Origin of the sequence: Kitasatospora sp. NPDC101155, from assembly GCF_044768305.1 — a bacterium.
Taxonomy (GTDB): domain Bacteria; phylum Actinomycetota; class Actinomycetes; order Streptomycetales; family Streptomycetaceae; genus Kitasatospora.
Genome location: NZ_JBIWPN010000004.1, coordinates 149,454 through 173,937 on the forward strand (window position 1 = coordinate 149,454; position 24,484 = coordinate 173,937).

Here is a 24,484-nt window from a genome sequence, read left to right on the forward strand (position 1 = left end):
GATATCTCCCTCCATATCACCCCCCGCTGTTGGGCGCCCCCCCCCCCGGGGTAACAAAAACCGCGCGCCCCCCCCGCGCCCCCCCCCCCCCCGGGGGGGGGGCCCCCCCCCCCCCCGGGCCCGCGACGCCCTGCCGGTCACGCCGTCCGGTCGTGCCCCGCCGGCGCTACGCCCGATGGGCCGCCGGGCGCTCCGGGGAGGCCTCGGCGAGCGCCCGGGTGACCGCCGCGACGCCCTCGCGCAGCCCGTACACCGGGGTGCCGGGCTGCTGGCGCCAGGAGTCGTCGATCCCGCCGGCGTCCACCGTGTCGAAGCCCAACTCGTCGATCAGCGCGCGCACCACACGCTTGGCCGCCTCGTCGTCGGAGGCGACCGGCACGGCGAGGCGTTCCGGGTCGCCCGCCGGGCGGGGGCGCTCCAGCAGGTCCTGGGCGTAGGTGCCGTTGAAGGCCTTCACCACCCGGTGGCCGAGGTGCTGCTCCGTCCAGCGGCTCTCGGTCAGCCCGCCGTCCTCGATCGCGTCGATCCGGCCGTCGCGCTGCTGCGGGTAGTAGTTGCCGGTGTCGATCACCGCCACGCCCTCGGCCGCGCCGTCCAGCAGCCCGGAGGGCAGGGCCGGGACGTTCTTCAACGGGACGGTGACCACCACGACCTGCGCGCCCTTTGCCGCCTCGGCTGCCGTCACCGCCGTCGCGCCGGTCTCCTCGACCAGTGCCTTGAGCGACTCCGGGCCGCGGGAGTTGGCCACCGAGACCTCGTGCCCGAGCGCGGTCAGCCGCCGGGTCAGGTTGCCGCCGATGTTGCCCGCGCCGATGATGCCGATCTTCATGGGAAAGCCCTCGTTCCGGGAGTGCCACAAGCTCGTCGACCTGCCCCAACCAGGCGGTGACCGGTTCTGTTCCCCTCGACCCGAGTCCCCGCCGGACGGCGTACCGGATCCACCCGGCCGGCCGAGTTGTCTCATGATGTGCATGACGGACGGCGCGACACCGCACGAACTCATCGACGGGCTCCCCGAGGCCTTCGTGACGGCCCGGCGCCCCGCGCGGATCGACGCCTGCCCGTGCCGCACCACCCCCTGCGAACCGACGACCCGGTGCGACTCGACCAACTGTCCACCGCCCATGACATCCTGACGACTTTCGCGTAGCGTCCGTTCGTATGACCCACGACTTGGCGCCGCCGCTCCTCGCGGTCGCAGCGGTTCTGCTAGCTGTCAAGGTGAATCGGCGCCGACGGAACGGGAATCCGGTACCGCTACTGCCCCGATCCACCGCGGCCCGGGCGGTCGCCGTGGCTGTCTTCGCGCTGGTGGTGGTCTCGGGCGTGCTGGCGGGCGGGCCCTGGACGGCGTCGATCATCCCCGCCGTGGCGCTCGGCGGATTCGTGGGCGCCGGCGTGGACCTCCTTCACCGTTCTCGCCGTTGACGCCGTCCCCGGGGCGCCGGCCACGGCATCCTGGCGGCCCGGCCGACCTCGCGTGGCGTCGCCACGATGGGAGGCGCCCCTTGTGCCGGTCACGGCTGGAGCACCAGCAGGTCCCGTTCGTACAGCCAGGCGGCGACGGCCAGGGCCTGCTCGGCCGGCAGGGTGCGGCCCCAGGCCCGTAGGGCCTCGGCGAGTGTGTGTTCGCCACGTAGGGCTTCCGCCAGTGGGGCGAGTGCGTGCCCACCGAGGTAGGCCACCGGCCGGGGCAGCGCGGGGTGGGTGAGCGCGGGGCGGAGTGCCACCTGGTCGCCCACCACGCAGGGGGTGCTCGTCAGCCGACCGGCCGGTGCCAGTCGGACCCGCCGGTGCATCAGCGCGGCCAGGCTCGTGCGGGGCGAGGGCGAGGGCGCGGGCGAGGCGGCCGGCCCGGGGGCGGGGAGCGGCCGGGCGCGTCGGCGCCAGAAGCTGTTGCCCCGGTGCGGGAGGTGTTCCGCGTAGTGGCCGCCGGTCCAGCGTGCGTGCTGTTCGACCGAGGAGAGCTGGCTGTCGCGGTAGTAGGCCAGCGCGGCCTTCCGGTCGCCGCCCGGGTCGAGCAGGGTGTGCACGGTGACCGCCCCGGCCATGGCGGTCTGCAGGGCCTTGTCCACCCCGGAGGAGGAGAGCGGGTCGAGGGCGAAGGCCGCCTCGCCCAGGCTGATGCGGTCCTCGGCAACGGGGTCGAGGTCGTGGTAGCCGGTCGCGTCGCAGACCGCCACCGCGCTCGCGGGCCGCTCTCCCGCGAGTCCGCGCAGCAGTTCGGAGCCGCCCAGCAGGCTCCGCAGGAAGCCGGCGAGGGAGGAGCGGCGGACGCCGGATCGGTGCAGCTGTTCCGGGTCGGTGAAGGCCATGGCCCGGTAGGTTCCGTTCGGCAGGGGCGTGCCCCACAGCCAGCCGTGCGGCCCGGCCTCCAGGCAGGTCGGCGGGCTGGGCCGGGTCTCGACCTGCCAGGCCGCGTACAGCGCGACGGTCCGCGGGCCGGTGCGCGTCACGCGCCCGCCGAGGATCCGCGACCGCCCGGTGGCGTCGACCAGGAACCGGGCGCGCAGGAGCCGGGCCCCGTCGGGCGTCGTGACGGGCACCTCCCATCCCTCGGCGCGGCGGTCGGGCCGGTGGGCGCGGGCGGGCTGGAGCACCGTGACGCCGGCGGCTCGGGCGGTGTCCAGGAGGAGTTGGTCGAATCGTCCGCGGCAGACCGTGAGTCCGCACGTACCGGCCGGCAGGCGAACCCGACGCACCTGCTCGTCCGCCCAGCGCACGCTCGACCAGGTGGGGGTGAGGAAGCCAGCGCCGCGTACGGCGGGCAGCAGCCCGAGGCTGTCCAGCAGCGGCCAGACGGCCGGCGTCAGTGCCTCGCCGATGTGCGGGCGCGGGAACGGATGCCGCTCCACGAGCAGGACCCGGTGGCCGAGTTCGCCCAGCCGCCGGGCGCACAGGGCCCCCGCCGGTCCGGCGCCGAGGACGCAGATCTCGGTGTCGATCGGGGAGGCGGGCGCCGCCCCGACACTCATGCGCCCGCCTCGCTTCGCTCGGCAGAGGCATTCGCCCACGCGCACCCTTCAACGGTGAGCTCGCTCCGCTCGCTCACGCGCCCGCCTCGCTTCGCTCGGCAGAGGCATTCGCCCACGCGCACCCTTCAATGGCGAGCTCGCTCCGCTCGCTCACACCGGCGTCCCGGTTGCCGGCCCGGGGAGGAACCAGTCGGGCCTCCGGGCGAGCAGGCGGTGGTACGCGCCCAGGGTGTAGTGCAGCCAGCCGCGGATGTACTGACAGGCGGGGCGGCCGCGGTCGATCACCTCGTGGTGGCAGCCGCCGCCGCACAGGTAGCGCGCCCAGCACGAGCGGCACGGTTCCTGGCGGTGCACGTGCCGCTCGCTCAGCCAGGCCAGTTGGCGGTCGCGGTCCACGCCCCGGTCGAGGCTGCCCATCGCGCCCCGGGCATCGCCCACGAAGCGGTGGCAGGCGGCGAGCTCGCCCTCCGCCGAGACGCCCAGGTACCCGGCGCCGGCGCCGCAGGGGTACGGGCGGTGGGTGCCCCGGTGGAGTTCGCGCAGCGCGTTGACCAGATTGGCGAACGGGTAGCGGCGGCCGGCGATTACCTGCCGTTCGAACTCCTCACCGCAGGTGACCATCTGATCCAGCATCACTTCCAGATCGGCGGTGGTCAGTTCGCCCCGGCCGGTCGGGGAGTTCAGCAGTGGCGAGAAGCCGACGCTGTGGAAGCCGAGTTGGACGAAGGAGTCCAGGGTGTCCCGCAGGGCGAGGTTGTGCGGAGTCACCGTCACCCGGGCGGAGACCTGCATCCGGCGCTGCGTCGCCAGCAGTGGGGTCACATTGGCGATCACCTTCCGGAAGCTGCCCTGCCCGCCCCGGTACGGGCGCAGCGAGTCGTGCACCTGCTGGGTGCCGTCCAGGCTCACCGTCACCGCGAAGCCGTGCTGCTCGAAGAAGTCGGCGTCCGCGGCCGTCACCGTGGTGCCGTTGGTGGTGATCGAGAAGGTGGCCGGCACGTCGCGCTCCGCCGCGAGCCGGGCCGCGTGCTCGGTGGCGGCGTGCACGACGGGCCGGTTGAGCAGCGGCTCGCCGCCGAGGAAGGAGAGGTTCACCCGCTCGCCCGGTGCGGCGGAGCGGAAGAGCAGCTCGACCGCGGTGAGCGCGGTCTCGACCGGCATGCTGGTGGGCGTCTTGCCGAAGCTGCCCTGCTGGGCGTAGCAGTAGGTGCAGCCGAGGTTGCACTTCTGCGCCACCGAGAGCGACAGGGCGCGTACCGGCGGCTCGACGGGCGGCCGGTCGTCGATCAACTGCGGTGCGTCCAGTCCTAGTTCGGACATCAGTCGGGAGAGCTCGGGGCCGTCCCCGGCGTGTCGGGCGCGGTCGAGGGCCCGGTAGCTGTCCGCGTCGAGGTCGAACAGGCGGCTGCCGTTGACCACCAGGGCGTGCCGGCCGACCTCGGTGCGCAGCAGATGGAGGTCGGGGCTGGCCGGGGCGGACAGCTCGAACAGCTCGCGGGCGGGTCCGCAGGTCGCGGATCCGGTGGGGGAGGGATTCATCTGATGGGCCTCGCCAGAGATGGTCCGGATGGTCCGGACGGTCAGCGGTGGTCCGGGTAGTCCCGGCCACCGACGATGAACCGCAGGTGCTGCTGCCACTCCCGGAAGAGGTCGTCGTACGTCAGAAGGCGGGTGTCCCGGCCGTTGTCGAGCACGTACTCCCTGGGCTCGCGGTGCACCGAGAGCCAGTGGTTGCCGACGCTGACGCCCTGCTCGTCCACGTCCACGTTGACGTAGTCGGGCCGACTGGCCGCCCAGTAGTAGCAGGCGCACTCGCGGTAGTCGTTCTGCCAGGGCGAGCAGAGGCTGCGGGTGAGGTCGCCGGGCTGCACCAGCTGCTCGTCGATCACCGCCAGCCGGTCCTGCGCCGCCTCGCTGACGGCGAACAACGGGCGGACGACCAGGTCGACCGAGCGTAGTGTTGGCCGGGTCGTCCGGGATGCCGACCGGGTTGTCGCTCGGCTGCATGGTGAACTCGCAGGTCACCGGTCGGCCGGCATGGGCGTCCAGGACCTTGGCGAGGGAGTTGGACCATTCCAGCATCGTCACGCCGTCGGGGTTGGCGGCCGCGGTGAGCGGGCCGGACGCCCCCCGGGGCAACTGCGGGCCGACCAGGCTGCCGACCAACGGTTCACCGGCCACCCGGAGCAGCCGGCAGCCTTCGAGGACCTGGTGGTCCGTGTCGGCCCGGACCACCAGGTTGTCCGCCTCGTGTAGTTCGATGCCCTCGAAGATCCGGCGCCAGATGTTGCGGAAGTCGAATTCGAGGCCGGGGAAGGCGTTGGAGATGGCCGCGGCCGCCAGGGTGCTGGGCGGATTGCCGGGCGCCCGGTAGTGCAGCTGCGCCGAGAGGTTCGTCGGCTGGATCGAGGTGATCGGTCGGGGCTCTGTCATCCCTGCTCCTCGGGGGCGGCGGTCGAAGTGGCGGCGCCGTCGGGCCCGTTGTCGGTGAAGATCGCCCGCTGGGCGACCTTGCGGATGAGGTCGACCTGGCGGCGGGTCAGCGCGAGGGAGCGACCGTCCGCGCCGCGCATCAGGGCCGGCATCTTGCGCCGTCCCTTGTCGGACAGGTCGCCGACCTCGTCGAAGTCGCGCAGCACATCGGCGAACCACGGCGCGGTGCCGCTGCGCAGGCCGGTGAGCACCTGCTGGTGCAGGTTCAGCAGCGCGGTGCGGTCGACCAGCGACGGAGCCATGATCGGCTCGTACAGGCGGCCGGTGTCGTTGGTGTCCTGGGCGACCATGGTGGAGGCGCCACGGACCTGGCCGTTCACCGTGTTGCCGTTCAGGACGGCCGTGTTCATCAGCCGGACGGTGTCGAAGGCGCGCCGGACCACCTCCTCGGCGGCCGCCAGGGAGACCTCGTCGGCGGTGACGGTGGGTCCGAACATGGCCTGCTCCAGCTCGTCCGCGACGGCGCGGACCGGGAAGCTGTCCGGGGCGTAGGCCGGCGGGCCGGCGCCGATCCGGCCGTAGGCGCTCAACAGGGTTCCGTCGACGGTGAGTTCCGACCTGACCAGGCCGTCGCACTCGTCGTCCAGATAGCCCTTGCTGACCCAGTTGCCGTCCTGGTCGGAGGACCCGGCGTAGATCTGGGAGGGGTTGGTCACCCGGGGGCTGGAGGTGTCGTCGTGGTAGCCGAGCCAGGTGCCCCGGTTGGCGTCGTACAGGAACGCCGTCACGTTCGGGTCGGGCGTCGGCTGCTCCTCCTTGCCGGAGCCGTAGACGCGGCCGGCGGCGGGGGTGAAGCGCAGCCGGATCCCGGGGAACTCGGGGGTGGGCCTGAGGTACCGGACGTGCCCGAGTGGGAGTTCCCGGCCTTCCCAGAAGTTCGGGCAGGTACCGTTCAGCGGGTGCATCTCGTGGTCGTGGAACGGGCCGGCCTGCGCGTCGATCCGGTCGTTCTCGTCGCCGGTCCGGCGGTGGATCTTGTGATTGCCCACGTGCACCGTCCAGTGCACGTCCTCGGGGCCGAGCCCGTGCCGGGCCAGCAGGTCGAGGGTCAGCGGCTCCAGCACGTCCTCCCGGCCGGGCTCCGAGGTCAGCGCCCAGACCTCCAGGAACGGAGCGACCGGCCGGACGTCGCCGTTCTCGGTGAACCGCAGCTCGGGCGGGGCCTCGTACGACGTGATGGCGCCGCTGTCCGGATCCACCTCGAAGGTCGGGGCCGGTCGCAGCTGTCGGGGCGCCAGCGGGCGGCGCGGGTCCGCCAGCGCTTCGTAGTTGTCCATCGGCCGGGCGGCCGCGCCGAGACGGCCGATCGCCAGGGGCGGGAGAATCCGGAGTTCCTTGATGGCCACGCTCTCTCCTCGTAGGTGGTTGGTCGCTCCCCCGGGGTCGTTCAGCGCTCGGCCAGGACGCGGTCGACGAAGTCCCGTGCCTGGACGTCGGTCTCGCGCAGCGCGCGCAGGTACGCCTCGCCCTCGGCCGTCAGCGTCGTCCGCAGCAGGGCGTCGACGGCGCGCAGCGAGGCCTCGGTGAGGTCGCGCTGGAGCAGCCAGCGGTTACGGTCGCCCGCCGGGAGGTCCAGCGTGTACGGCATCTCGAACGGCGGGCCGGCCAGCAGACCGGTGGACCCCTCGTGGTCGAGCGGGAGTTGGAGCAGCATCCCGGCGACGGCCCGGAGGTTGTACATCTCGCCGAAGGTCCGGTGGATCAGCGATCCGCGCGCGGTCAGGGCGGTGCCGTTGTCGAGCGGGCCGATCAGGCGGAAGGCGTGCGCGACGTCGGTCAGCAGCATGCGGTAGCGCAGATTGAACAGGTGGCCCCAGCGGGCGGCCTCGGGGTGGGTGATGGGGGCGACCTCGGGGCGCGGCTGGTCGGGTGCGAGGGCCAGCGCGTGCGTCAGGGCCAGGGTCTCCTCGTTGAGCCGGTGGTCGGTGCGCGGGTTCTCGGCGACCGGCCGTGCGACGGCGTCCTGGTCGGAAGGGTCGAGCCGCTCCAGTTCGCGGAAGACCGTCAGGAAGCGGAAGAAGTGGGAGAGTTCCCCCGGGCCCGTGCCGGCCGCGCTGTCGGGCGCCGGGACGGGGGCCTGGAGCGGGGGGAACGCCTCGCCCTGCTCGCCGATGAGCTTCAGCGCGTTCAAGGCGGAGTCGCGCGAGGAGACGCCGACGATCAGCAGGTCGGGGGACTGGGTCTCGGGCACGTTGCCGGCGTCCCGACCGCGTTCACCAAGGGTGTAGCCGCGGCCCCACTCGTTCCAGGAGGCCTGGTAGGGAAGGGTTTCGGCCTGGAAGGCGGCGTCCGGGATCCGGCCGCGGTCTCCCAGGATGTCGGTCAGCCGGTCGTAGAGGGCGCCCACGCGGTTCACCGGCACGCCCTGCTTGCCGGCGGCCAGCTGCCGGATCCGCTCGGCCTCCTCGCCGGTCCAGTTGGGCGGGCTCTCGGCGCAGATGTACCGGGCGAGGGTCTCCGGGGTGAGCCGCCGGAGCGTGAACGGGAACGGGTAGAAGTCCGTGCCCCACGGATAGTCCTCCCGGCTGAGGTGGACCGGGCCGCCGAGCGCGACCAGGAGGTTCTGCACGGTGAGCAGGTGGCCCATCTCCTCCTTGGCGATGCCGAGGACGACCTCCTGCCAGCGCCGCACGTCCGCGCGCAGGTGCTCGGGGACCTGCGGTCCGCCCAGCGAGTACGCGGCGAAGAGGTACTGCACCATCAGCGAGTGCTCGATCTCCGCGGCCACGTGCAGCAGTAGCACGGTGTAGTCGCGCCAGTTGAACTCCGGTGGCAGGACCGGCCGGCGTCCAGGCGCGGCCTTCACACCGACGGCCAGCTCGGGGAAGGCGGCCTCCAGGTGCCTGGTGATCCTCGTTCGCATGGGTTCCGTCCCTGGACTCGACGCATCGGGGCGGCGCGCCCACAGTCAGGGCGCAGCACCCGCAGTCACCCTCAGTGACATGCGACAGAAGCTTCCCCTGCCGGGTAGCGGTAGTCCAGGCCATGACACCCGGACGGACCAGGGCGCACACGCGCAGGGACGAGTCGTTCTCGTGCGCCGGGGCGCGCGGGTTCTCCCGCACTACCGGGGTCGCGGCCGATGTCGCGCTCCGGGTCCGGGCTCGGCGAGCGTGTTCGGGCCCGAGCTGGTCTGCTGGTTCCGAGGGGTGGTCGTGCCGGTGCAGCGGGAGGAATCCGGATGAGTACCTATCGAGTGGCACAGGTGGCCGACGTCGGCGGGTCGTTCGAGATCGTCGAGCGCGAGGTGCCGCGGCCGGGCCCCGGTCATGTACGGGTCGCCGTGGAGGCCTGCGGGATCTGCCACAGCGACGCCATGTTCGTGAACGCCGGGCTGCCGGGCGTCCGGTTCCCGCTGGTCCCCGGGCACGAGATCGCCGGGCGCATCGACGACCTCGGCGAGGGGACGCAGAGCACCGGTTGGCAGGTGGGCGACCGGGTGGCGGTGGGCTGGTTCGGCGGCAGCTGCGGGCACTGCGCCCCCTGTCGGGAGGGCGACTTCGTCCTGTGCCTGAACCTGAAGGTCCCCGGCTGGGCGTACGACGGTGGTTACGCCGAGGCGGCGGTGGTGCCGGTCGACGCCCTGGCCCGGATCCCCGACGCACTGGCGGCCGCCGACGCCGCGCCGATGGCCTGCGCCGGGGTGACTACGTACAACGGGCTGCGGACGAGCTCCGCACGGCCGGGCGACCTCGTTGCCGTCCTCGGCATCGGCGGCCTCGGCCACCTGGGTGTGCAGTACGCGGCCGCCATGGGCTTCGAGACCGTGGCCATCGCCCGCGGCGCCGACAAGGCCGACTTCGCCAAGCAGCTCGGCGCGCACCACTACATCGACAGTACGGCCGGCACGCCCGTCGCGGACGCGCTGCAGTCCCTCGGCGGCGCCAGGGTCGTCCTGGCCACCGCGGCGAACTCCGCCGCCATCTCGGCGACCGTGGACGGGCTGTCCCACCGGGGTGAACTGGTGGTCATCGGCGCGGACAGCGAGCCGCTGCGGATCACCCCGGTCCAGCTGCTCATGCGCGGCCGGACCGTTCGCGGCCACCCGTCCGGCAGTGCGCAGGACGTCCAGGACACCATGGCGTTCAGTGCCCTGCAGGGAATCCGCCCGATGATCGAGACCGCGCCGCTCGGCCAGGCCGACGAGGCGTACCGGAGGATGCTCTCCGGCACCGCCCGCTTCCGCATGGTGCTCACCACCGGGACGGGATGACAGGAGATCGACGCGCCGGAGCTTCTCACTCTCGCGGAGGGGGCGGGTTCCCACAGTGCTCGGCGTGCTCGGCGGCGGTGGGCTCGGCGCGCCGGATCGCGATGACGGCGGCGTCGTCGTTGAGGCGGTCGCCGACGTGGGCGAGGAGGTCGCGGCGGATGTGGTTGACGAGTGCCTCGGGGGAGCACCTGGTCCAGTGGGCGGCGCGATCGGCGAGCGGGTAGAACTCGCCGGTTTCGTCGCGCGCCTCGGTGACCCCGTCGGTGTACAGCAGCAGCGTGTCGCCCTTTTCGAAGGGGAAGTCGTCGCTCGGGTAGCTGCCGTCGCCGAGGTCGTGCACGCCGAGGGGTGGAGCGGCCGGCACGGAGTCGACGGGCAGCGCGCGGCCGTCGCGCAGCAGGAGGGGCGGCGGGTGTCCGCAGTTGGTCATGCGGGCGACGGGCTCGTCGTCGGGCAGGTCGAGGAGGATCGCGGTGATGAAGTGCTCGACGATGTCGCCGCTCTCCTGGGCGAAGTCGGTGAGGTAGCGCCCCACGTTGTGGTCGAGCGTGGACGCCAGGTCCGCCAGGGTGTCGTGCTGTGCGGCGATGAGGCGGAAGGCACTGACCAGCAGGGCCGACTCGCCGACGGCGGCCAGGCCCTTGCCCCGGACGTCTCCGATGACCATGCGGGTGCCGCTCGCGGTGCGGGTGGCGGTGTAGAGGTCGCCGCCGATCTGTGTCTCCTCTTCGGCGGCGAGGTACATCGTGGCGATCTGAAGCGGCCCGATCTGGTCGGGCAGCGGGCGCAGCAGGGCGCGCTGGGCGGCTTCGGCGACCGACTGGGCGCGGGCGAGCTGTCTGGCCCGGTGTTCGCGGATGGCGGTGAACATGACGATCAGGACGCACAGGACGGTCAGCGCGGTGATCTGCGCGATGTGGTTGTTGGTGGCGATGCCGCCGTGGAGGAAGGCGATGAGGACCTGGGCGGCGATGGCCAGGGCCCCGACGAGGGCGGTCGGGCGCAGGCCGGCGAACGAGGGGGTGAGGGCGGGGGCGATCACCAGGAGTGGGCCGAGGTGGACGCTGGTGGGGGAGTGGAGATCGACCACGGTGATCGCCGCGATGAGGGCGAGCGGGATCAGCAGCAGCACCCAGCTCCGTTGTCCGCGCTGCTGGTGGCGGGCCGCGCGTGCTCGGACTTCCATGTCCCCACTGTGCTCCTGGGGGTCGGTGAGCGCAGGTGTGTGTGGGCAATGCGTGGTAACTGACTTACCGACCGTAGCCGCTCCGGTGCCGCCGCCCGCGCAGAACGGATCTCAACGGGGAAGAGGCCCTGCGAGGCGTGGATATCTCACCGGTATGCGATATCTGCCGCATTTTCACTTGGCTGGACTCATGGTGTCACACCTTGGACATGTCCGACATGACAGTCCATAAGGGCTCTCGTTACGTTCATCGCGGGTCGGTCGCCCGGCCGACGTCCGTGAGACAGAGAGACACTGACATGCGCAGGCGCACATTGGCCGTGGCCGCTGCCGGAATAGGAGCGGCGGCCCTCGCAACCACCGGTATCACCTATGCCCTCGCCGGATTCACCTCGGCGCCCCCGTCCGTCCAGCAGGTGGTCCAGCCCGTCGAACAGGTCGACCCGGCGGAGCCCCTGTCCGTTCAGCGGGCGGCCCAGCCCGTCCAGCAAGCCGCCCCGGCCGCGGCTGTCGCGGGCGGCGGCGGCGAGAAGGGCGGCGGCGAGAAGGGCGGTGGCGAGAACGGGGAGAAGCACGAGGGCGGCGACCGCCATGAAGGCGGACGCGGACGCGGCCACGGCCATGAGGAAGCGGGAAGGATCTACTTCAACGAACGTACCTACTCCGCCGACTCCGAGGGATGCATCACCGCCGCCAGCGGACTGGGCTCCACCAGCTTCAGCGTCTTCAACGACAGCCGGAAGGTCGTCGAGGTCTACCGCGGATTCTCCTGTGACGGCGGCTCTCCGGTCACCACCGTGGGTCCCTACGGCGCCACCAACGGCGTGGTGACCCGTACCGCCCACGGGAGCATGTTCGGTGGCGACGGCGCCGTGGGCAGCTTCCGGGTGATCGGCGACTACGACGAGTGGTGACGGCGCCGCTCGGAGCACGGCCGGCTCCCGGCCCCGCCGAGAAGACCGCGAGCGCTCAGAGGACCGCGAGCGGATTGACCGGGGAGCCGGTGCCGCGGGGGATGTTCAGGGGCGCGGCGACGAGGAGGAACTCCCATCGCGAGGTGCGCGCGCACGCCTCGGCCAGCGGCTCCAGGTCCAGGTTGTCGATCAGCGACAGGCCCAGGGCGGTGATGGCCAGCACGTGGACCGGTGAGTGGACGCCGTCGACGGGGCTCGGGCGCACGTCGCTGTCGCCGTCGCTGCCCAGTGCCGAGGCCTGTGACTCACTCAGCACGCGCATCGCGCCGGGGTGCAGTCCCGCGCTGAGGTCGTCCGGGTCCCACGCGCCCAGCCGCCGCCGTCGGGCGAGGTGGCCCGTGCGGACCAGGAGGATGTCCTGGGGGCGGAGCGGGCTGCCCTGTTGCTCGGCGCAGACCAGCAGCTCCGAGCCGCCGATCGCCTCTCCCGGCTCCAGCCAGGCCGTGCCGCGCAGGCGTGGCACGTCCAGCAGGACTCCTCGCCCCACCAGTCCGGGCAGCAGGTCGGTCACCGCGCCGTAGGCGGCACCTTGCGAGGAAAACACCTCCCGCGCCCGCACTCCCGCGAAGAGCAGTCCGCCGTACGCGATGTGGCAGAGCGCGTCCAGGTGCGTCTGCGCCTTGCCGTGGTAGTCGGAGGCGATGAAGTCCCGGTGCACGGTCGGCTCGGGGGCCGTGACGTCCGCCAGTTCGGTCATCTGGTGCAGTGCCGGCCTGCGGTTGTCGGGCCCCGGCACGCTGTCCCACGGCCGCCCCATGGCGACGACCTCACCCGTGCGTACGAGTCCGGCGGCCGCCACCCGCCGCCCCGCCTCGACCGGCTCGGGGAGATGGTCTCGGCGCAACTGCCGGAAAAGCGCGTCGAACTCGTCGCGGGTCATCGCCGGCCCGTTGACACTGGTCATGGCACTCCTCAACCTGGCCCCCGCTCTGCCGATGATGCGGTGACGGTCGCGATACCGCCACCGTGCTCGGGGAGCATGCGCGATCCGGTGACAAACACCACAGAACGGGCAAAGTCCTAATATTGCATCGAAAGGGTGCAGCTCCACGGAAATGTGAGCGCTGTGGCGGCCATGACAGCTTTGGATGAGGTGGGGATCGGCCCCGTACGGGCCCGTGAGCGGTTCATGCTCGGTGAACCGGTCGAGGGTGGCGTGCGGAGTCTGATCCTGAACTCCTGGCAACGCTGCCAGTCGATGGGGATCTCCCCGGACGGGTCCGAGCTCCCGTACCGGCCGGACATCGATCTGGACGGCCGGCTGGTCCGCGCGGCCAGGCCCGTGCTGGACCGGCTGGCCTCCAGGTTCGCCGGCAGCCGGATGAACGTGGCCCTGACCGACGGGGACGGGACGGTGCTGCAGCGCCGTTTCGGCGATGCGTCCATGGTCAGGCAGTTGCCCGCGATCCAGAGCGTCCCGGGCTTCGTGTTCGCCGAGCAGTACGGCGGGACCAGCGGCATCGGGCTGGCGCTCACGGAACGGCGGCTCATCCACATCTCCGGAGCCGAGCACTTCGCCGAGCGCGGCCAGTCGAGCGCCTGTACGGCGGTTCCCGTCCGCGACCCCCTCAGCGGACGGATCGAGGGCGTCCTCTGCTTCGGCTATCCGCCCGCCTACGCGGACCCGCAGTTGGCGGACCTGATCCGCAAGGCCGCCACCGCCATCGAGCGGCGCCTGCTGGCGCAGAGCTCGGCGCGGGAGCGCACCTTGCTGCGCGCGTACCTCGGCTCCAGGCGCCGCGCCCGGACCGACCAGGCGGCCGGGGACGGGCGCCCGGTCGGGATGGACGAACTGCCCCGAAGCGGGCTGGACCGGCACGACCAGACACTGCTCGAACAGATGGCCACCGAGCTGATCTCCGCGGCCCGCCGCACCGCGGTCGAGGTGACCCTTTCCCAGGGGCGGCGGGTCACCCTGCTGAGCCGCCCGATGGCCAGCGAGTGCGGGGTGGAGGGCTTCGTCATCGAGGCGATCCTGCACGGCGACTCGTCGCCCCGGCCCGCCGCCCCCGACCAGGCCGGTCGGCCGGCCGGCGTCCCGGCGCCCGCCATGACCGCCGCCGCCCCACCGCCGCGGCACCCCGAGGGCGGCGCACCGGACCGCGGGGCCAAGGCGCCGTTCGGCCCCGCGCCCGACGCGGCCACCAGGCTGCTGCTGCTGGGCGAGCCGGGCGTGGGACAGTACGCCGTCGCGGCCCGCCGCCGCCTGGAGCTGCTGTCCGAGGCCAGCACCCGCATCGGCACCACCCTGAACGTGACCCGCACTGCCTGGGAACTCGCCGAGATGGCCGTCCCGCGGCTGGCCGACTACGTCACCATCGACCTGCCCGAGACCGTCCTGCGCGGCGAGGAGCCCACCGACCCCGTCAACGAGCTGCACCGCACGGTAGTCCACGGCATCCGCACCGACTGCCCCTTCTACCCGGTCGGCGCACGGGTCGACCTCAGCCCCACCACGCCCCACCGCCGCTGCCTGGCCAGTGGGCAGGCGGAGCTGGAACCCGATCTGCGCAGGGCCGCCGGCTGGATCTCGCAGGACCCCGAGGCGGCCGAGCGCCTCCTCGTGTACGGCGTCCACTCCCTCATCACCGTCCCGCTACTGGCCCGCGGGGTCGTGCTGGGCATCGCCGGCTTCTACCGCGCCCGGAACCCCGCCCCCTACGGGGACGACGACCGCTCACTGGCTCAGGAGCTGGCCACCCGCGCCGCCATCTGCATCGACAACGCCCGCCGTTACACCCGCGAACACGCCATGGTCCTGGCCCTGCAGCACAGCCTGCTCCCGCGCAGCCTGCCCGAGCAGAGCGCCATCGAGGTCGCCCACCGCTATCTGCCCGCCGAGTCCGGGGTGCGCGGGGACTGGTTCGACGTCATCCCCCTCTCCGGTGCCCGGGTCGCCCTGGTCGTCGGCGATGTCGTCGGCCGCGGACTGCACGCCGCCGCCACCATGGGCCGCCTGCGCACCGCCGTGCACAACTTCGCCGAACTGGACCTCGCCCCCGACGAACTGCTCACCCACCTGGACAACCTCGTGGGGCGCCTGGACCGGGACGAGGACGGCGTGGAGCCCGCCACCGGCAACGACGGCATCATCGGCGCGTCCTGCCTGTACGCCGTCTACGACCCGACCTCGCAGCGCTGCACGCTGGCCCGCGCCGGTCACCCGCCGCCCGCGGTGGTCCACCCGGACGGCACGGTCACCGTCCCCGACCTCCCCGCCGGGCCCCCGCTCGGCCTGGGCGGCCTGCCGTTCGAAACCGCCGAGCTGCACCTCCCCGAAGGCAGCCAGCTGGTCCTCTACTCCGACGGACTCCTCGAAGACCACCGCCGCGACCCCGACGCGGCCCTCGATCGCCTGCGCACCGCCCTGGCCCACCCGAACCGCTCACCCGAGGACATCTGCCGCACGGTGATGGAGGCCGTGGTGCCCGAGCACCCGGCCGACGACGTCACGCTGCTCGTCGCCCGCACCCACGCCCTCGACCCCGGCCGGATCGCCACCTGGGACCTGCCCGCCGACCCGGCCCGTGTCGGCGACATCCGCGCCGCCGCCGCCCGCCGGCTGAGCGACTGGGGACTGGACGAGACCGCCTTCGTCACCGAACTGCTGCTCAGCGAGCTGGTCACCAACGCCATCCGCTACGGCATCGAGCCCATCCAGGTCCGTCTGATCCACGACCGCGCCCTGATCTGCGAGGTCTCCGACGGCAGCAGCACCGCCCCCCACCTGCGCCACGCGGCCACCACCGACGAGGGCGGCCGCGGCCTGTTCCTCGTAGCCCAGCTCACCCAGGCCTGGGGCACCCGCTACACGGCCAGGGGCAAGGTCATCTGGGCCGAATGCGCCCTGGAGGCGTCCGACGGCGTCCCCGACCTCTTCGAGAGCCACTTCTTCGAGAGCCAGTTCGCCGACATTCCCGAGATCGGATGACCCGCCCTCCGGGCGCCAACGGCCACCGTGGCGTGTCAACACCACGGCGGCCGAGCCGAGCTGGTAGGAACGGTGGTCCATGTACCACAGCCCCGACCCCCTGGCGGGCCCACCCGCGAGCCACGGCCCACTCGTCCGCATCCGCGGCCTCGGCAAGCAGTTCGGCGGCACTCCCGCGCTGGCCGGGATCGACCTCGACATCCATCGCGGCAGCGTCCTGGCCCTGCTCGGTCCGAACGGCGCCGGCAAGTCCACCCTCATCCGGACACTCGCCGGGATCCACCACGCGGACCAGGGCGAGGTGACGGTGGCCGGGCACCCGCTCGGCACCGAGGCCGCCACCCGTCGTATGGCCTTCATCCACCAGGACCTCGGTCTCGTCGAGTGGATGACCGTCGCCGAGAACGTCGCCCTGGTCGCCGGCTACCCGCGCCGTCACGGGCTGATCTCCTGGCGGCGGACCCGGGAGCGCTGCGCCGACGCCCTCGCCCTGATCGCCGGACACCTCGACGCCGACGCGCGGATCGCCGACCTCGCCCCCGCCGAGCGCTCGCTGGTCGCCATCGCCCGCGCGCTGGCGACGCGGGCGGAGCTCATCGTCCTGGACGAGCCGACCGCCGGCCTCCCCGCCGCGGACTGCGCCCGGCTCTTCGCCGTGCTGCGCGCCCTGCGCGACCGAGGGCACGGCATCGTCTACGTCACCCACCGGCTCGACGAGGTCCACCAGGTCGCCGACACCGTCGCCGTCCTGCGCGACGGCCGTCTGATCGGCGTCGGCCCGCTCGCCGGTTACAGCCGTCGGCGCCTGGTCCACGACATCGTGGGCCGAGAACCGGTCGGCCACCGGGCCGCTCCGGTCAGCCCCGCCGAGGGCCCGGTGGTGCTGAGCCTCGACGCGGTGCGGACCACGAACACCGGGCCGGTCAGCCTGGAGCTGCGCGCCGGCGAGATCCTCGGCACGGTGGGCCTCACCGGCGCCGGCCACTTCGACCTGGGCCGCGCCCTCGCCGGATCCCGTCCGATCCTCGGCGGTCGGGCCCTGCTCGACGGCCGACCGTACGCCCCGCGCACGGTGGCCGGTGCCGTCGACTCCGGCGTCGGCCTGGTCACCGGCAACCGCCAGGAGGAGGGCTGCGCCGCCGAACTGACGGTCCGTGAGAACCTCCTGGCGAACCCCCGGCTGACCGGCCGGTCGGCGCTGCACCGGATCAGCCCCCGGCGCGAGCGGGCCCGGGCCGCCGCCCTGATCGAGCGGTTCTCGGTGCACCCCCGCGACAGCGAGGCGCCGATCGCCACGCTGTCCGGCGGGAACCAGCAGAAGATCATGGTCGGCCGGTGGCTCGGGGTGCGCCGGCGGCTGCTGATCCTCGAAGAGCCGACCGCCAGCGTCGACGTCGGGGCCAAGGCCGAGCTCTACCGGCTGCTCGACCAGGCGCTGGCCGACGGCCTCGCGGTCCTGCTCGTCTCCACCGACTTCGAGGAGGTCGCCACCGTGTGCCACCGTGCCCTGGTGTTCGTCCGCGGGAGCGTGACCGCCGAGCTGACCGGTGCGGCCCTCACCGTCACCGAACTCACCGCCGCCGCCTCGGCCATGCCTCCCGTCACCGGCGGTGACGGCGACCGGCGTGCGACAGGCCGATGACCGAGCCCCCCTCCCGCCGATCCCCGCAGGGCCGTCGGCGCGGACACCTGATCGGCAGCTACGGCCTGCCGGCCCTCGCCGTTCTGCTGTTCCTGATCTTCTCCGTCGCGCGGCCGAACACCTTCCCCACCCTCGACAACGTCTCCTCGATCCTGTCCAACCAGTCGATCCCCGCCATCCTCGCGCTCGGTGCGACGATCCCCATCGCCACCGGCAACTTCGACCTGTCCATCGGCTACGGCCTCGGTCTCGCGCACGTCGGGGTGCTGCGGCTCATCGTCGACGGCGACTGGCCCTGGCCGCTCGCCTGCCTGGCCGTGATCCTGGGCGGAGCGGCCTTCGGGGCCCTCAACGGTGTCATCGTCGAGTTCGGGCGGATCGACTCCTTCATCGCCACGCTCGGCACCGGCAGCATCCTGTACGCCTTCACCGGCTGGATCACCGGCGGCGCCCGGGTTCTCCCCGGCACCGGCGGTCTGCCGGTCGCCTTCACCGACCTCTACGACTCCACGTTCCTCGGGCTGCCGGTGTCCGCCTCCTACGTGCTCGCGCTCGCGGCCGTCCTGTGGCTGCTGCAGGAGCGGCTGCCGCTCGGCCGGTACCTGTACGTCATCGGCTCCAACCCGCGCGCCGCCGAACTCGTCGGAATCCCCACCCGCCGCTACAGCGTCTACGCCTTCGCCGGATCGGGCCTGGTCGTCGCTCTCGCGGGGATCCTGCTCGCCGCGCAGCAGCAGATCGGCAACCCGAGCGTCGGCCTGGACTACCTGTTGCCCGCGTTCGTCGGCGCGCTGCTCGGCTCCACCGCGATCAAGCCCGGACGCGCCAACGCCCTGGGCACCGTGGCCGCCGTCGCCGTCCTCGCCATCGGTCTGGCCGGCATCGGGCAGCTCGGCGCCGACTTCTGGGCCGTGCCGCTGTTCAACGGCGCGACGCTGCTCCTCGCCGTCGGCCTGGCCGGCTACTCCGCACGCCGCCGGCTGCGGGCCGGTGCCGTCGGGAACCGCGGTCCGCTCACACCGCCGTCGAAGGACGCGGCCTCCCCCCGGGACACGCCGTGAAGCGCGGTGCCGCGACCGTGCTGGCAGCAGTCGTGCTGGCGACGGCGGGCACCGCCCTGGACGGCTGCCAGCGCGGCCCGTCGACCGGGACCGGGGCCCCCGTCCCAGGGCCGTCGGTGGCCGGTTGCCCGGCGGGCACCCTCGCCAGGGCGAAGGCGGACGTCCAGCAGGCCGAGCAGGTCGACGTCCCCTGGAACGGCCCCACCAGCGGCCCCGGGGCGGTTCCCGACCGGACCATCGTCTACGTCGCCCAGACCATGACCAACCCCGGCGTCGCGGGTGTGGTCAGGGGCCTCATCGAAGCCGCGACGGTCATCGGCTGGAGCGTCCGGGTGATCGACGGGCAGGGCACGCCCGCCGGCATCCAGGCGGCGTTCGGCCAGGCGGTCAACCTCCGAGCCTCGGGCATCGTCATCGGCGGCTTCGACCCGGGTCTGACCTCGCAGCAGGTCGCGCAGGCCGCCGCGGCACACATCCCGCTCGTCGGCTGGCACGCGGTCGCGGCCCCCGGGCCGAGTACGAACCCCCCGCTGTTCAGCAACATCACCACCAGCGTCGAGGCCGTCGCACGGCTCAGCGCGGACTGGGTCATCGCGGACTCCAACGGCAACGCCGGAGTCGTCGTCTTCACCGACGACTCCGTCCCGTTCGCCAGGAACAAGTCCCAACTGATCAAGGACGGCCTCGCCACCTGCCCCGGCGTGCGGCTGCTGTCCTCCGAGAACATCCCCATCCCGGACGCGAGCAGCCGCACCCCCCAGGCGGTCTCCGCCCTCCTCGCCCGCTTCCAGGGCCGGTGGACGCACTCCGTCGCCATCAACGACCTGTACTTCGCCGACGCCGCGCCAGCCCTGCGCGCGGCCGGCAGGCCCGGCAACGGCGCCCCGTACAACATCGCCGCGGGCGACGGCGACCCCTCGGCCTTCCAGCGCATCGACAGCAGGCAGTTCCAGGCCGCCACCGTCCCCGAGCCCCTCACCGAGCAGGGCTGGCAGATCGTCGACGAGTTCAACCGCGCCTTCTCCCACCAGCCGGCCAGTGGCTACGTCGCCCCGGTCCACATCACCACGGCCGCCAACAGCGGCGGAGCGACCTCCTGGGACCCGGTGGGCTACCGCCAGGCGTACCGGACGATCTGGGGCAGGTAGCGAGGGCGGCGCCGACGCCCCGCGCTGTCGGGCGCCGCCGCTGCCGCCGAGCCCGCCCTTCACCTCGTCCCGGGCGGGTTCGGTGTGCGCGCCCGGCTCCTCCCCTCCGGGAGCCGGTGCGCGAGGAGCACGGCGATGTCGTCGTCGAGGGCGGCATCGCTGTACGCGATCAGGTCCCGGTGCAGGTGGTTCAGAAGCTCGCGTGGCGGAAGGGCGGTCCAGTCGCGGACACGCCGGGTGAGCGGGTAGAAGGCTCCGGTGCGGTCGCGGGTCTCGGTCACGCCGTCGGTGTACAGCAGCAGTTGGTCGCCCGGACGGAAGGGCTCGACGTCGACGTGGTAGTCGCCGCCGAGCAGCACACCGAGGTTGAGGGGCGGTGACGGATCACGCGGGGCCAGTTCGCTGACCCGGCCCTGGTCGATGAGCAGCGGCGGGGGGTGACCGCAGTTGACGATGCGGACCACGGGCTCGTCGCCGGGAATCTCGGCGAGCACAGCGGTGATGAAGCGTTCCTCGCTGCCGGGGAGCTGGGCGGCCCGGCGGCTCATGCTCCGTTCCAACCGCCGCGCTACCGCGGGCAGATCGGGCTCGTCGTAGGCGGCCTCGCGGAAGGCGGCCAGCATCGCCGCGGCCGTCTCCACCGCGAGCAGGCCCTTGCCCCGGACGTCGCCGATCAGCAGGCGCACACCGTGCGCGGTGCTCATCGCCTCGAAGAGGTCGCCGCCGATCCGGGCCTCCGCGGCTGCCGACAGGTACAGGGTCTCGATGCTGATGCGGCCCAGGAGGTGGGGGACCGGACGCAGCAGCACGCGCTGCGCCGTCTCGGCCACCGAGCGCACGGTGGCCAGGGTGCGTTCCCGGCGCGTTCGGTGGGCGGCCAGCAGGGCGCCCAGCATCCCGACCAGTGCCGTGGAGAAGTAGGTGGCCACGTAGTGGCGCTCCCACAGATAGCCCACGTCGCGGCCCGCGCAACAGGGAGTGCCCGCCAGGATGCCTTCGAAGACCACGGCGAAGACCGTGACGGCGGCGACGAAGGCGGGACCGTGGGCGTAGGCGGCGACGACGGGCAGGGCGATGAGCAGAAAGCTCACCGGCCACTGCACGGGGGTGATCGGTTCCAGCGCCAGGATGACCGCGACGTAGATGGCCGGCAGCCAGCGTATCCAGGCCGGCTGGGCGGGCACCCGCGGCTCCGTCCCACCCGGCTCAGTCCCACGCCGCCGGTCGGCCCCGCCGCGGCCCGGGAGCCTCACCGGGCGCTCCGGTGGCGGTGCGCCCGGTCTAACGGGAAGCCGCGGCGAACCGGCCGGGCCCGGGAGGGCGAAGCGGACCGCCGCGGCCCCACGAGCGGCGGGTCCGTCAGCACGCCGGAGAGCATCCGTCCGGACGGCGGCGGGAGCCCGACAGCCGCGGAGGGCGCCGCGACGTGCGGCGGTGCGACCCCGGACTCCCGGTGGCGGGTGTCGTCCGGTTCGTGATCCGCCTGTACACACATACATCAATCATCACGGCATACCAGTCACTGCCGCCTGCCGACGGGGTCGAGCAGGGGGCCTGGCCCGTCACTCGAAGCGCGTGGGGTCGCCGGCCCCGCGCCGGACGATTTCCGGCCCGCCGCCGGAGAAGTCGACGACCGTCGTCATCTCCGTGCCGCAGTCGCCCGAATCCACCACGGCGTCCAGCACGTGGTCGAGCCGCTCCTTGATCTCCCACCCCTGTGTCATCGGTTCGTCCTCACCGGGGAGAACCAGGGTGCTGGAGACCAGGGGCTCACCGAGTTCGGCGAGCAGGGCCCTGGTGACGGTGTGCTCGGGGATCCTGACTCCCACCGTCTTCTTCTTCGGGTGCAACAGGCGGCGGGGAACCTCCTTGGTGGCAGGGAGGATGAAGGTGTAGCTGCCCGGCGTCGCGGCCTTGACGGCGCGGAAGACGTTGTTGTCGAGCTGGACGAACTGGCCCAGCTGCGCGAAGTCCACGCACATCAGGGTGAAGTGGTGGCGCTCGTCGAGACGCCGGATCGACCGGATCCGTTCGAGGCCGTCGCGGTTGTCCAGCCGACAGCCCAGGGCGAAACAGGAGTCGGTCGGGTACGCGATGAGGGCCCCGGACCGGAGACTGTCGGCCACGGTGCTGATGGTGCGCGGCTGGGGGGACTCTGGGTGCACGTCGAAGTACTTCGCCATTGGCCGACCCTACGGGATCCCGGCCACCGATCGGCGCAGCCGCGACACCGCGCACTCTGCCGGGCCGCCGGGGCGCGGCGTAGAACCTCGGCGCCACCCAGATCCGTGACCCGGACGCGCCCGCCGATCTGGAGTCCTCGACGGAGCACGCACGGTCGTAGTCGGCCGGCTCGTCCGTGCCTCCGGGGATCACGCCGTCCACGGTGCAGCCACCCCACAAGTGCAACGCGGACACCGGGATGACGACCAGCGGACCGCCCACGGATCGCACCCGGGCCAGATCACGCCCATGACGAAGGACTTTGGGACTGTTGCTCATATCGGTGAGTCAGGCTATTGGTACTTGCGGAATGGGGACCTTGCTGATCGTCTGCGGTACCCGCGGGGGCCCGGCAGGGCCGGCGGAACCGCCGGCCGCCTGGTGGATGCCGCTCAGATCAGTAGGTCGAAGAGTTCGAAGGCCTCATCCCACTGGTCCGTGGAGGGGCGGCGGGTGTCGCGGGCGATGGTTTTGAGGGCGCGGGCGAGGGCGACGCTGAGGCCGCCGGCCAGGTCGGGCAGCCGCTGCTGGGTGTCCTCGGCGGCCTCCATACCGAGGGCTGGGCGGGCTGCGAGTTGGTCGAGCAGTGGGCGTAGTTCGATGCCCTCCTCCAGCTTCTTGAAGGCGTGGATACTCTCCTGCAGGCCTTTGGTGACGGGGAGGTCCTGCGGCTCGATGATGTCCCGGTCGTTGGCCTTGGCATTGGCCGTGCCGATGAGGAAGAGGTCGTAGAGCTTGGCGTCCACGAAGTCGTTGTAGCGCTTGAGGTCGTTCTTGTTGACATCGAGGCCGGCGGCTGCGCGGAAGAAGCGCTCGAACTTGGGAATACCCATGACGGGCATGGCATTTTCCTTTCTCGCGTCGATGGATGAGCTGAGGTCATCGGATGACGGGTGGTCTCACCTCCTCGAGGTGCTCGTGGGCCAGGCGGACGGCCATGGCGCCCTCGCCCACTGCGGAGGCCACCCGCTTGACCGAGCCGCTGCGGACGTCGCCGACGGCGAAGACCCCTGGCAGGTCGGTCTCCAGGGCGAGTGGGGCGCGGCCCAGGGGTTTCCAGAGGTCCGCTGCCACCTGGACCACGTCCTGCCCGGTCGGGATGAAGCCGTGCGGGTCCAGAGTGACGGCGCCGGCGAGCCAGGAGGTGGCAGGGCGCGCCCCGATGAAGACGAACAGGGCACGGGCCTCCAGCACCTGCTGCTCGCGGGTGCGGTTGTCCTGGACGACGACGGCTTCGACCCGGTCCTCGCCGGTGACCTCTTGGACCTCGGTGTGCAGCCGGACATTGATCCGTGGGTGCTGCTCGATCCGGTCGATGAGATAGCGGGACATGCTGTGGCCCAGGTCTGCGCCGCGGACCAGCAGATGCACGGCGGGCGACTCGCGCGCCATGAACAGGGCTGCTTGGCCGGCGGAGTTGCCGCCGCCGACGACGGCCACCGTGTCAAGACGGCAGGTCCGTGCCTCCCAGAGGGTGGCGGCGTAGTGGACCCCGAACCCCTCGAACCGCTCGACGCCGCGGGCGGTCAGCCGTCGGTAGCGAGCTCCGGTGGCCACCACCACGTTGTTGGCGGTGACCGTGCTGCCGTCGGCGAGCCGCACCACGTTGGCACCGTCGCGCTGTTCGAGGCCAGCGGCCTCGGCGGGGACGGTGATCCGGGCGCCGAACCGGGTGGCCTGCACGACGGCGCGTTCGGCGAGCTCCATGCCGGAGATCCCCGCGGGGAAACCGAGGTAGTTCTCGATCCGGGAGGACGTACCGGCCTGGCCACCGGTCGCCACCGCGTCCAGGACGACGGTGGAGAGCCCCTCGGAGGCGCCGTACACTGCTGCGGCCAGGCCCCCGGGCCCCGCGCCGACCACGAGGAGGTCGCAGACAGCCCTCGCGACGGTCTCGGTCCGCAGCCCGATCACCTGGGCGAGTTCGGCGTTGGAGGGATTGCGCAGAACCAGGGACTCGTGCCAGACGACGATCGGAGTGTCCTGCGGAGCGATGCCAAGACGCGTCAGCAGCGCCTCCGCCTCGGTGTCCTTCTCCAGATCGGCCCAGCGGTGCGGGAGGCGGTTGCGGGCGGCGAAGTCCAGCAGTCGCCGGGTGTCGGGGGAGAAGGCGGAACCGATGATGCGGAAGCCCGTGCCCGCGCCGGCCAGCATCGTGCGGCGCAGCAGGTAGGCCCGCAGGATCACGTCGCCGAGCGCGGGTTCGCGGCTGAGCAGGTCGCGCAGGGCGGCCAGACCCACCGCGAGAACCTCGCCAGGGGTGCGCACCACCGCGCTGAGGAGGGCGGTCTGGCCCTCCAGTACGCCGAGTTCGCCGAGGAAGCTGTGCGCATCGTGCAGGTGGACGACCTGCTGCTGCTCGCCGTGGCCTTCGACCACGGCCACCGTGCCGCTGAGGACAACGAAGAACTCCTCGCTGGGGTCGCCCGCCCGGAAGAGCTGTTCTCCCTCGCGGACCGGCCGTACCTGTCCGCAGGATCTCAGGATCGCGATCTGGTCGTCCGACAGCAGCGGATAAGCGCCGTAGACGTCGGCTGTCGGCGTGGGCGTCGGCACGATTCACTCCCTTCGGTGGAAACGGAGGCGAAGGCGGAAGGCGGATGCGGAGAGCAGCGGCGGAAGCAATGGCGCTGGAATG

General features: G+C 72.5%; 19 protein-coding genes and 1 pseudogene. 7 read left to right on the plus strand and 13 right to left on the minus strand.

The genetic code is table 11. From position 1 onward, the window contains the following. Positions 1–166: 166 nt before the first annotated feature. Positions 167–829, minus strand: coding sequence for an NADPH-dependent F420 reductase (locus ACIRYZ_RS07410; protein WP_402940804.1), 663 nt, complete (start codon positions 827–829; stop codon positions 167–169). A gap of 464 nt (positions 830–1,293) precedes the next feature. Here ACIRYZ_RS07410 and ACIRYZ_RS07415 point away from each other — a divergent pair, with 464 nt between their 5' ends. After that, a complete protein-coding gene (locus ACIRYZ_RS07415) occupies positions 1,294–1,428 on the plus strand; it encodes a hypothetical protein (protein WP_402940807.1) in 135 nt (44 codons plus the stop codon). Positions 1,429–1,517: 89 nt separating this feature from the next. Here ACIRYZ_RS07415 and ACIRYZ_RS07420 read toward each other — a convergent pair whose 3' ends face one another. The 5 genes from ACIRYZ_RS07420 to ACIRYZ_RS07440 all read right to left on the minus strand — a co-directional run bounded on the left by ACIRYZ_RS07420 (position 1,518) and on the right by ACIRYZ_RS07440 (position 8,331). After that, positions 1,518–2,975 (minus strand): NAD(P)/FAD-dependent oxidoreductase, encoded by a 1,458-nt coding sequence (locus tag ACIRYZ_RS07420; protein WP_402940810.1) that lies wholly within the window; start codon positions 2,973–2,975, stop codon positions 1,518–1,520. 150 nt (positions 2,976–3,125) lie between these two features. Continuing rightward, positions 3,126–4,514, minus strand: a complete 1,389-nt coding sequence (locus tag ACIRYZ_RS07425; protein WP_402940812.1) for a radical SAM protein — start codon at positions 4,512–4,514, stop codon at positions 3,126–3,128. Positions 4,515–4,555: 41 nt separating this feature from the next. Next, a complete protein-coding gene (locus ACIRYZ_RS07430) occupies positions 4,556–4,903 on the minus strand; it encodes a LodA/GoxA family CTQ-dependent oxidase (protein WP_402940815.1) in 348 nt (115 codons plus the stop codon). Between the two features lie 501 nt (positions 4,904–5,404). Beyond that, complete coding sequence (locus ACIRYZ_RS07435; protein ID WP_402940816.1) at positions 5,405–6,814, minus strand: hypothetical protein; 1,410 nt, start codon at positions 6,812–6,814, stop codon at positions 5,405–5,407. Between the two features lie 41 nt (positions 6,815–6,855). Further along, positions 6,856–8,331: a ferritin-like domain-containing protein gene (locus tag ACIRYZ_RS07440; protein ID WP_402940819.1), complete on the minus strand. Its 1,476-nt coding sequence runs from the start codon at positions 8,329–8,331 to the stop codon at positions 6,856–6,858. 318 nt (positions 8,332–8,649) lie between these two features. Here ACIRYZ_RS07440 and ACIRYZ_RS07445 point away from each other — a divergent pair, with 318 nt between their 5' ends. Further along, the gene (locus ACIRYZ_RS07445) at positions 8,650–9,681 is read left to right on the plus strand and encodes an alcohol dehydrogenase (protein WP_402940822.1); all 1,032 of its coding nucleotides are present in this window, start codon (positions 8,650–8,652) and stop codon (positions 9,679–9,681) included. Between the two features lie 25 nt (positions 9,682–9,706). Here ACIRYZ_RS07445 and ACIRYZ_RS07450 read toward each other — a convergent pair whose 3' ends face one another. After that, the gene (locus tag ACIRYZ_RS07450; RefSeq protein ID WP_402940824.1) at positions 9,707–10,867 is read right to left on the minus strand and encodes a PP2C family protein-serine/threonine phosphatase; all 1,161 of its coding nucleotides are present in this window, start codon (positions 10,865–10,867) and stop codon (positions 9,707–9,709) included. 299 nt (positions 10,868–11,166) lie between these two features. On the opposite strand from ACIRYZ_RS07450, the gene ACIRYZ_RS07455 reads away from it, so the two are divergent. Then, positions 11,167–11,781 (plus strand): hypothetical protein, encoded by a 615-nt coding sequence (locus ACIRYZ_RS07455; protein ID WP_402940827.1) that lies wholly within the window; start codon positions 11,167–11,169, stop codon positions 11,779–11,781. Between the two features lie 55 nt (positions 11,782–11,836). Here ACIRYZ_RS07455 and ACIRYZ_RS07460 read toward each other — a convergent pair whose 3' ends face one another. Next, entirely contained in the window at positions 11,837–12,745 is a 909-nt protein-coding gene (locus tag ACIRYZ_RS07460) for a cyclase family protein (RefSeq protein ID WP_402940830.1), read from the minus strand. 171 nt (positions 12,746–12,916) lie between these two features. Here ACIRYZ_RS07460 and ACIRYZ_RS07465 point away from each other — a divergent pair, with 171 nt between their 5' ends. The 4 genes from ACIRYZ_RS07465 to ACIRYZ_RS07480 all read left to right on the plus strand — a co-directional run bounded on the left by ACIRYZ_RS07465 (position 12,917) and on the right by ACIRYZ_RS07480 (position 19,623). After that, positions 12,917–15,772, plus strand: coding sequence for a SpoIIE family protein phosphatase (locus ACIRYZ_RS07465; RefSeq protein WP_402940832.1), 2,856 nt, complete (start codon positions 12,917–12,919; stop codon positions 15,770–15,772). A 79-nt stretch (positions 15,773–15,851) separates the two neighbouring features. Beyond that, the gene (locus ACIRYZ_RS07470) at positions 15,852–17,414 is read left to right on the plus strand and encodes a sugar ABC transporter ATP-binding protein (protein ID WP_402940835.1); all 1,563 of its coding nucleotides are present in this window, start codon (positions 15,852–15,854) and stop codon (positions 17,412–17,414) included. Then, entirely contained in the window at positions 17,411–18,475 is a 1,065-nt protein-coding gene (locus ACIRYZ_RS07475) for an ABC transporter permease (RefSeq protein WP_402940837.1), read from the plus strand. Before ACIRYZ_RS07470 ends, ACIRYZ_RS07475 begins: the two co-directional genes overlap by 4 nt. Continuing rightward, the gene (locus ACIRYZ_RS07480; protein ID WP_402940840.1) at positions 18,472–19,623 is read left to right on the plus strand and encodes a substrate-binding domain-containing protein; all 1,152 of its coding nucleotides are present in this window, start codon (positions 18,472–18,474) and stop codon (positions 19,621–19,623) included. Before ACIRYZ_RS07475 ends, ACIRYZ_RS07480 begins: the two co-directional genes overlap by 4 nt. A 59-nt stretch (positions 19,624–19,682) precedes the next feature. On the opposite strand, the gene ACIRYZ_RS07485 is transcribed toward ACIRYZ_RS07480, so the two are convergent. The 5 genes and pseudogenes from ACIRYZ_RS07485 to ACIRYZ_RS07505 all read right to left on the minus strand — a co-directional run bounded on the left by ACIRYZ_RS07485 (position 19,683) and on the right by ACIRYZ_RS07505 (position 24,402). Further along, on the minus strand, positions 19,683–20,807 hold the full coding sequence (locus ACIRYZ_RS07485; RefSeq protein ID WP_402940843.1) for a PP2C family protein-serine/threonine phosphatase: 1,125 nt from the start codon (positions 20,805–20,807) through the stop codon (positions 19,683–19,685). Between the two features lie 378 nt (positions 20,808–21,185). Next, on the minus strand, positions 21,186–21,806 hold the full coding sequence (locus tag ACIRYZ_RS07490; protein ID WP_402940845.1) for an L-threonylcarbamoyladenylate synthase: 621 nt from the start codon (positions 21,804–21,806) through the stop codon (positions 21,186–21,188). Between the two features lie 142 nt (positions 21,807–21,948). After that, a pseudogene (locus ACIRYZ_RS07495) lies at positions 21,949–22,125 on the minus strand (Imm21 family immunity protein); the annotation flags it as partial. A 113-nt stretch (positions 22,126–22,238) separates the two neighbouring features. Beyond that, positions 22,239–22,679 carry a DUF1931 family protein gene (locus ACIRYZ_RS07500; protein ID WP_402940847.1) on the minus strand — a complete coding sequence of 147 codons (441 nt, stop codon included), beginning with the start codon at positions 22,677–22,679 and terminating at the stop codon, positions 22,239–22,241. Between the two features lie 46 nt (positions 22,680–22,725). Next, a complete protein-coding gene (locus ACIRYZ_RS07505; RefSeq protein WP_402940850.1) occupies positions 22,726–24,402 on the minus strand; it encodes an FAD-dependent oxidoreductase in 1,677 nt (558 codons plus the stop codon). Positions 24,403–24,484: the final 82 nt, after the last annotated feature.

Bases quoted from the DNA above. Each gene is read 5' to 3' on its own strand.
- ACIRYZ_RS07410 (WP_402940804.1), bottom strand. From the start codon at position 829: ATGAAGATCGGCATCATCGGCGCGGGCAACATCGGCGGCAACCTGACC.
- ACIRYZ_RS07420 (WP_402940810.1), bottom strand. From the start codon at position 2,975: ATGAGTGTCGGGGCGGCGCCCGCCTCCCCGATCGACACCGAGATCTGC.
- ACIRYZ_RS07425 (WP_402940812.1), bottom strand. From the start codon at position 4,514: ATGAATCCCTCCCCCACCGGATCCGCGACCTGCGGACCCGCCCGCGAG.
- ACIRYZ_RS07440 (WP_402940819.1), bottom strand. From the start codon at position 8,331: ATGCGAACGAGGATCACCAGGCACCTGGAGGCCGCCTTCCCCGAGCTG.
- ACIRYZ_RS07445 (WP_402940822.1), top strand. From the start codon at position 8,650: ATGAGTACCTATCGAGTGGCACAGGTGGCCGACGTCGGCGGGTCGTTC.
- ACIRYZ_RS07450 (WP_402940824.1), bottom strand. From the start codon at position 10,867: ATGGAAGTCCGAGCACGCGCGGCCCGCCACCAGCAGCGCGGACAACGG.
- ACIRYZ_RS07455 (WP_402940827.1), top strand. From the start codon at position 11,167: ATGCGCAGGCGCACATTGGCCGTGGCCGCTGCCGGAATAGGAGCGGCG.
- ACIRYZ_RS07460 (WP_402940830.1), bottom strand. From the start codon at position 12,745: ATGACCAGTGTCAACGGGCCGGCGATGACCCGCGACGAGTTCGACGCG.
- ACIRYZ_RS07465 (WP_402940832.1), top strand. From the start codon at position 12,917: ATGACAGCTTTGGATGAGGTGGGGATCGGCCCCGTACGGGCCCGTGAG.
- ACIRYZ_RS07470 (WP_402940835.1), top strand. From the start codon at position 15,852: ATGTACCACAGCCCCGACCCCCTGGCGGGCCCACCCGCGAGCCACGGC.
- ACIRYZ_RS07475 (WP_402940837.1), top strand. From the start codon at position 17,411: ATGACCGAGCCCCCCTCCCGCCGATCCCCGCAGGGCCGTCGGCGCGGA.
- ACIRYZ_RS07490 (WP_402940845.1), bottom strand. From the start codon at position 21,806: ATGGCGAAGTACTTCGACGTGCACCCAGAGTCCCCCCAGCCGCGCACC.
- ACIRYZ_RS07500 (WP_402940847.1), bottom strand. From the start codon at position 22,679: ATGGGTATTCCCAAGTTCGAGCGCTTCTTCCGCGCAGCCGCCGGCCTC.